Below are 6,832 nucleotides of genomic sequence, written 5' to 3'. Positions count from 1 at the left end.
GGGCTGTCGCCGGCCGAGCAGGTGGCGGTGCCCGCGGCCTGGACGACGGTCCGGCCGAAGCGGGCACGCCGCGCGCGGTGGTCCGCGGGCGAGTGCGTCCACACCTCGGGGTGGCGCAGCCCGCCCAGCCTGGCGGCCAGCCGTTCCCGCGAGGGGAGGGGCGCGGTGTTGCGCCCGGGGTCGACGTACCGGGCGAGCAGCTCCAGGCGTTCAGGAAGCGGCAGGCCGCCCGGCAGCACGAGTGTCTCGTCGGTGAGGGCGAGCAGCACGTGAATGTCGTGCGCCGCGTGACGGGCCAGGACGGAGATGAATTCGAGGGCGACATCCTCGGGATGCAGCACGGCGACGACAGGCGTCATGGATCCCCCGTGAATCGGTGAGCATAGGAGCTCTCCCGCGCGACCCCCGGGATGACCGCGACGCGAGAGTTACAGTAAAGATTCTTTCCAACAGTAGCCCACTCGTGCCACGCGACGGGGAGACTTCACAAGGACGCGGGGCCGTAGAGAGCGTGACCGGCGCCGGTCGTCAACGCCCAGTAGCGGTCGCCGTACGACCAGTGCCACCACTCCGTGGGGTAGTTCACCAGGCCGGCCGGCTCCAGGGCCGCGGCGAGGATCTTACGGTGGTGCCGGGCGGCGCCCGAGATGCCGGGTGCCGCCGTGTAGCAGGCGCCGTCGCTCTCCTCGGGGGTGTCGTCCACGGCGGTGCCCATGTCGTACTCGGTGCCGTCGGGCGCGCACAGGGTGAGATCGACGGCGGCGCCCGCGGTGTGCGGGGCGATCTCGACGGGCGCGACGTAGCGGCTGGTGGCGGCGTCCAGCTCCGCGGGCGCCAGGCAGGGGAAGCAGGCGGCGAGCTCGGCCCGGTAGCCGTCGAAGATCTCACGCTGCGCGTCGATCGACCGGAAGCCCTCGACGATCAGCAGGTGGTAACCGTCCGGCAGGCTCCGCTCGGCCCGCTCGAGCCGGGCGAGCAGCTCGGCCCTCAGGTGGGCGTGGGTCCCGTCGGGGCCGGCGGCGCGGACGTGGGTCCCTTCGGGGCCGCCGGGGCGGACACGCAGCCTGCCCCGCGCGTCGGCCAGCGGCTCGCCGGTGTCGTGGACGGGGATCGCTGTCACGCGGGGGTCGGACATCAGCACGATGTTGCCGGGAGGGTGCCACATGTGCAGCAATTCTCACACAGTGTCGGAGAAGACCTGTTCCCGGGCTTCCTCCAGCGCAGCCACGAGAGCCCCGCGCAGAACGGGGTTTCCGGTGACTCCCGTGGTGACGACGCGGGGCCGGGTGGGGCACACCTTGGCGACGGCCCGCTCCACCCTGGCGGCCAGCTCGTCGCCGCCCGCGCGCCCGACGTCGCCGGCGAGCACGATGAGCCCGGGGTCGAGGACGACGGTGACCGCGGCGACGGCGACGGCCAGGCGGTCGGCGACCGCGTCGAGGAAGCCACCGCGGCCACGGGCGACGGCCGTCCGGATCAGGTCGGCGACCAGGGAGCCGGGCGAGGAGGTCGGGGACGACCCCGTCACGCCGTGCTCGCGGGCGAGCCCGGCCAGCGCCTCCTGACCGACCAGCCGCTGGTAGGAGCCCGACTGGGGGCGGCTGACGTCGGCCGGCAGCGGCTCGCCGGGCACGGGCAGCCAGCCGATCTCGCCGGCGCCGCCGGTGATCCCGCGGTGCAGCCGGCCGCCGAGCATGACGCCGAGGCCCTGCCCGATGCCCGCCCAGATCACCACGAAGTCATCCTGCCCGGCGGCGGCGCCGTAGCTGTGCTCGGCCAGCGCGACGAGGTTCACGTCGTTCTCGATGGTGACGGAGGCGCCGAGGGTTCTGCGCAGGCTCGCGAGCACGCCGGTGTGCCAGGCGGGCAGGTCGTAGGAGAAGCGCATGTCGCCGGTGCGCGGGTCCACCACGCCCCGCGTGCCGATGACGAACGACCGCAGCCGCGAGAGGGTGATCTGCGCGGAGGCGCAGGCCCGCTGCACGGCCTCGTGCACGGCGGCGACCGGGTCTCCGCCGCCTGCCGGGTCGACCACGACCTCGACCACGACCCTGCCGGTGATGTCCGCCACACCGACGGTTATGGCGTCGGGGAGCACCTCCAGCCCGGCGACGTGCGCGCTGGAGGGCACTACACCGTAGAGGGCGGCGCTCGGGCCGCGCCCGCTCGCCCGCTCGCCGGCCACCTCCACGAGCCCGCGCTCCTCCAGCCGGGCGAGCAGCTGCCCGGCCGTCACCTTGGAGAGCCCGGTGCGCTCGCCCAGCTCGGCCCGGGTGAGCGGCCCCACGGACAGGAGCAGCTCCAGCGCCGAGCGATCGTTCAACCGGCGCAGCAGCCTCGGAACACCCGGGTTCCGTGTCACGGGCAATCGCCCCTCTCGTCACGATCCGCTAACACCGGTTTCTTTTAAGAAAGTTTCTTGTTAGTTTAGCACCATTCAAGCCTGACGATCAGCCTGGTGCGGACCACAGGCCCAGCACCCGATGAGCGCAGCCCCCCACGCTTTTCAGCCGGGAAGGGAGAACCACTAGTGAGGATCGCGAAGATCACGGCCACTACGGTCACCACGGCCGCCCTGGCCCTGGGCCTGGCCGCATGCGGTTCCAGCGAGCCCCAGAAGCCCCAGTCGCAGGCGTCCGCCTCGGCCACCGGCCCCAAGTACGCGGGTCAGGCCCTCACCGTCTGGCGGCTCGGCGACCCGAACGAGCCGTCCAAGAAGTACATGGACGACCTCGTCGCGGCGTTCAAGACCCAGACCGGCGCCGACGCCAAGGTGGAGTGGATCCCCTGGCCGCAGGTCAACGACAAGTTCACGGCCGCCGCGGCGGGTGGCGAGGGCCCCGACGTGACGGAGATCGGCAACGACCAGGTGCCGCTCTGGCAGAGCCAGGACGCGCTCGCCCCGGTGACCTCGATCACCAGCAGCGGTGAGCACGCCCAGATCCCGAAGAACCTGTTCGGCCTTGAGACCATCGACGGCGAGGTCTACGCCATGCCGTGGGGTGCGGGCACCCGTGCGGTGATGTACCGCAAGGACTGGTTCGACGCCCTCAAGATCGAGGTGCCCAAGACCTGGGACGAGTTGCTGGCCGCCGCCAAGAAGATCCAGGAGAAGAAGGGCAAGGACGTCGACGGGTTCGCCTTCAACGGCGGCTCCGACGCCAACCACCTGCTCGGCGCGCTGGCCTGGTCCGAGGGCGGCGAGTACGCGGTCAAGGAGGGCGACAAGTGGGTCGGCAAGGTCGCCGACCCCGCCTTCAAGTCCGGGTTCGAGACCTACACGGGCATCGTGACCTCGGGCGCCTCCAGCAAGTCGCGCCTGACCCAGAACACCACCGACATCCGCACCCGCTTCTCCAACGGCAAGGTCGGCATGTACCTCACCGCGTCGTGGGACATCGCCACCATCAAGGAGGAGAGCAAGGGCAAGATCAAGGACGACCAGATGGCGTTCTTCCCGCTGCCCTCCAAGAGCGGCGGTGAGACTCCGGCGTTCTTCGGCGGCAACGACATCGCCGTGTGGAACGACGCCAAGAACAAGGAGCTCGCCACCGAGTTCGTGAAGCTCGCCTCCAGCAAGCAGTGGGCCGACCGCTACGCCATGGACGGCGGACTGCTGCCGGTCTACCCGGACACGCTGGCCACGCTGGCCAAGGACCCGGTGCAGGCGCCGTTCGCGGCGGCCTTCGCCAAGGCCAAGGCGTTCCCCGCCGACCCGCAGTGGACGGAGGCGAACGAGACCAAGGCCGTCCTGCAGAACGCGGCCCGCTCCGTGATCGAGGGCAAGGCCACGGCGGACGAGGCGCTGGCCAAGGCCAACAAGGAGCTCGAAGACATCCTGAACCAGTCGTAACCATGACGGACACCTCAACGCTGGCCAGGGGCGGAGCGAACACCTCCGCCCCTCGGCGGCGCCGCGGCTCGCGCAACCACGCCCGGGGCAGCGGCCTGCCGGACTGGGCCGTCCCCTACGTGCTGCTCGTCCCGGGCATCGTGGTCATCGCGGGGCTCCTGCTCTGGCCGATGATCCAGGTGTTCGTCATGTCGTTCCAGAGCATCAGCCTCAGGGTGATCCGCGGCGTCGCGGATCCGGAGTGGGTGGGGCTGGATAACTACACGAAGCTCTTCGAGAACGACGTCTTCTGGTCCTCGCTCCGGAACACCGTCGTCTTCGCCGCCGTCACAGTGTCGCTCACGCTGGTGGTCGGCACCGCGGTAGGCGTCCTGCTGAACCGGCTGAGCAAGGGCATGTCCACCTTCGTGATCATCGGCATCATGTGCGCCTGGGCCGTTCCCCCGGTCGCGCAGGGCACGATCTGGCGCTGGCTCTTCGACGCCGAGGCGGGCATCATCAACTGGGCGCTCAACCTGCTCCCCGACTGGCTGTCCACCCTGGTCCTCGGCCGGGCCGACTGGACCGGCGAGCCGTGGCTCAACGACGCCTGGTCGGTCTACGTGGTCCTGGTGCTCACCGTGGTCTGGGCCTCGTTCCCGTTCATCGCGGTGTCGGTGCTGGCCGGCCTGAAGGGCATCCCGGCCGAGCTGTACGAGGCGGCGCGGGTGGACGGTTCCTCGCCCTGGCGCACGTTCCGGAAGATCACGTTCCCGCTGCTCAAGCCGGTCTTCGCGGTCCTGACGATCCTGTCGATCATCTGGGACTTCAAGGTGTTCAGCCAGCTCTACGTGCTGCTGAACGGGCCGACCAACCGCGAGGCCTTCAACCTGTCGCTCTTCTCCTTCGCCGAGGCTTTCAAGGCGCCGCCCAAGATGGGGACGGGCGCGGCGATCGCGGTGGTGCTGACGCTCATCCTGCTCCTCGTCACCGCCGTCTACACCCGGCAGATGGTCAAGCAGGAGGACCTGGCATGACACCACTCGCCCGCAAGCGGCTCACCAGGATCGCGCTCAACACGGCAGGATCGCTGGTCTTCCTCTTCGCGATCTTCCCGGTCTACTGGATGGTCGCGACCTCGTTCAAGGCGAACGACCAGATCTTCACCACGAGCTTCATCCCGTTCCCCACCCACTTCACCTTCGAGCACCTCTTCGGGGTGCTCACCGAGGGCGTCGCGGGCAACTCCATCTGGGTCTACATGCGCAACAGCGCCGTGGTCGCCGTCGGCACCGTGCTCGTCGGATCCCTGTTCGCGCTGCTGGCCGCCACCGCGGTGGCGCGCTTCAGGTTCAAGGGGCGCACCAGCTTCCTGATCACGCTGCTGATCGTCCAGATGATCCCCACCGAGGCCCTGCTGATCCCGCTGTTCCTGAACGTCAGGCGGCTGGGGCTGTACGACCAGCTGCTCGGCCTCATCGTGATCCAGGTCGGCCTCACGCTGCCCTTCGGCATCTGGATGCTGCGCACGTTCGTGGCGGCGGTGCCCAAGACGCTGGAGGAAGCGGCGTGGATCGACGGCGCCAGCCGGTTCACCACGTTCTGGAAGGTGCTGTTCCCGCTGGTCGCGCCCGGCCTGGTGGCGACGAGCATCTTCTCGTTCATCACCGCTTGGAACGACCTGATCTTCGCACTGGTCCTGATGAAGGACACCGCCGGCTACACCATGCCGGTGGCCCTGCAGTTCTTCTTCGGCCAGCGCGGCACCGACTGGGGCGCCATCATGGCGACCTCGACGCTGATGACGCTGCCGGTCATCGCGTTCTTCCTGCTGGTGCAGCGCCGCATGGTCTCCGGCCTGGTGGCCGGGGCCGTCAAGGGCTGACCTTCGTTCCCACGCTTTTCCGTCCGCGGGCCACGGCACGGCCGGCGCTCTCCGCGCGCCGGCCGTGCCCCGGCCTGCCCTGCACCTGATGAGGAGCCATGAGTCACAGCGATCGGGGGCTGCGACGTCTCGCGGCCGGCACGCTGCTCGTCGCCTTCGACGGCACCACCCCGCCGGAGTGGGTGCTGAGAGGGCTGGCGGACGGCCTCGGCGGCGTCACGCTCTTCGGATTCAACGTCGCCGAGCCCGCCGTCCTCGGCCAGCTGACCGCCGCCCTGCGCGCGGCCGGCGATCCCGTCATCTCCCTCGACGAGGAGGGCGGCGACGTCACCCGGCTGGCCTACCACGTGGGCAGCCCCTACCCGGGCAACGCGGCCCTCGGCGCGGTGGACGACCTCGGGCTCACCCGCCGGGTCTACCGGGCCATCGGGTCCGAGCTGGTCGCCTGCGGCGTCAACCTGGACATGGCGCCGGACGCCGACGTCAACACCGCCGAGGACAACCCGGTCATCGGCACCAGGGCGTTCGGCGACGACCCGCACCTCGTCGCCCGGCACACCGTGGCCGCGGTCGAGGGGTTGCAGTCGGTCGGCGTGGCGGCCTGCGTGAAGCACTTCCCGGGGCACGGCGCCACCACGGTCGACTCCCACCTGGCGGTCCCCGTCGTGGACGTGCCGCTCGACGTGCTGCGCGAGCGGGAGCTGGTGCCGTTCCGGGCCGCCATCGCCGCCGGCGCGAAGTCGATCATGACGGCGCACGTCGCGGTGCCCGCTCTGACGGGCGACCGGCCCGCCACGCTCTCGGCCGCCGCGATCACCGGACTGCTCCGGCGCGACCTCGGCTACGACGGCGTGGTGATCTCCGACGCGCTCGACATGCAGGCGATCAGCGACGGCGTCGGGCTGGCCGGAGGCGCCGTGCTGTCGCTGGCGGCCGGGTCCGACCTGCTGTGCCTGGGGCCGAAGCCGGCGCCGGACGACATCGAGCGGATCATCGCCGGGATCGTGGACGCGGTGGGCGATGGGCGGCTGCCCGCCTCCCGGCTGGAGCAGGCCGCGGCCCGCACGGACGCGCTGCGCGCCTGGTTCGGCTCGCGCGCCGGCGCGTCCGGCGAG

7 protein-coding genes are annotated in these 6,832 nt (G+C 70.7%); 4 read left to right on the top strand and 3 right to left on the bottom strand.

Going from position 1 to position 6,832, the window contains the following annotated elements:
* From DQW85_RS14020 to DQW85_RS14010, 3 genes are all read right to left on the bottom strand, one after another.
* A partial coding sequence (locus DQW85_RS14020; protein ID WP_205315112.1) for a hypothetical protein occupies positions 1 to 359 on the bottom strand: 359 nt, incomplete at its 3' end.
* A gap of 125 nt (positions 360 to 484) precedes the next feature.
* Entirely contained in the window at positions 485 to 1,165 is a 681-nt protein-coding gene (locus tag DQW85_RS14015) for a M15 family metallopeptidase (protein ID WP_113700756.1), read from the bottom strand.
* Between the two features lie 12 nt (positions 1,166 to 1,177).
* Positions 1,178 to 2,362: an ROK family transcriptional regulator gene (locus DQW85_RS14010; protein ID WP_113700755.1), complete on the bottom strand. Its 1,185-nt coding sequence runs from the start codon at positions 2,360 to 2,362 to the stop codon at positions 1,178 to 1,180.
* Between the two features lie 168 nt (positions 2,363 to 2,530).
* Between DQW85_RS14010 and DQW85_RS14005 the strand changes: the two genes are divergently transcribed.
* From DQW85_RS14005 to DQW85_RS13990, 4 genes are all read left to right on the top strand, one after another.
* Positions 2,531 to 3,853 (top strand): extracellular solute-binding protein, encoded by a 1,323-nt coding sequence (locus DQW85_RS14005; RefSeq protein ID WP_113700754.1) that lies wholly within the window; start codon positions 2,531 to 2,533, stop codon positions 3,851 to 3,853.
* A gap of 2 nt (positions 3,854 to 3,855) precedes the next feature.
* Positions 3,856 to 4,869, top strand: coding sequence for a carbohydrate ABC transporter permease (locus tag DQW85_RS14000; protein WP_113700753.1), 1,014 nt, complete (start codon positions 3,856 to 3,858; stop codon positions 4,867 to 4,869).
* Positions 4,866 to 5,717: a carbohydrate ABC transporter permease gene (locus DQW85_RS13995; protein ID WP_113700752.1), complete on the top strand. Its 852-nt coding sequence runs from the start codon at positions 4,866 to 4,868 to the stop codon at positions 5,715 to 5,717. Before DQW85_RS14000 ends, DQW85_RS13995 begins: the two co-directional genes overlap by 4 nt.
* A 98-nt stretch (positions 5,718 to 5,815) precedes the next feature.
* Positions 5,816 to 6,832: glycoside hydrolase family 3 protein (locus DQW85_RS13990; protein ID WP_162794969.1), on the top strand; the 1,017-nt coding region annotated here is incomplete at its 3' end.

The sequence above is a fragment of the Nonomuraea lactucae genome (genome assembly GCF_003313395.1).
In the GTDB taxonomy this organism is placed as follows: Bacteria; Actinomycetota; Actinomycetes; order Streptosporangiales; family Streptosporangiaceae; genus Nonomuraea; species Nonomuraea lactucae.
The sequence above is the reverse complement of the archived record's forward strand: the minus strand, read 5'-3'. Positions and strand labels throughout refer to the sequence as shown.

Bases quoted from the DNA above. Each gene is read 5' to 3' on its own strand.
- DQW85_RS14015 (WP_113700756.1), bottom strand. From the start codon at position 1,165: ATGTGGCACCCTCCCGGCAACATCGTGCTGATGTCCGACCCCCGCGTG.
- DQW85_RS14000 (WP_113700753.1), top strand. From the start codon at position 3,856: ATGACGGACACCTCAACGCTGGCCAGGGGCGGAGCGAACACCTCCGCC.
- DQW85_RS13995 (WP_113700752.1), top strand. From the start codon at position 4,866: ATGACACCACTCGCCCGCAAGCGGCTCACCAGGATCGCGCTCAACACG.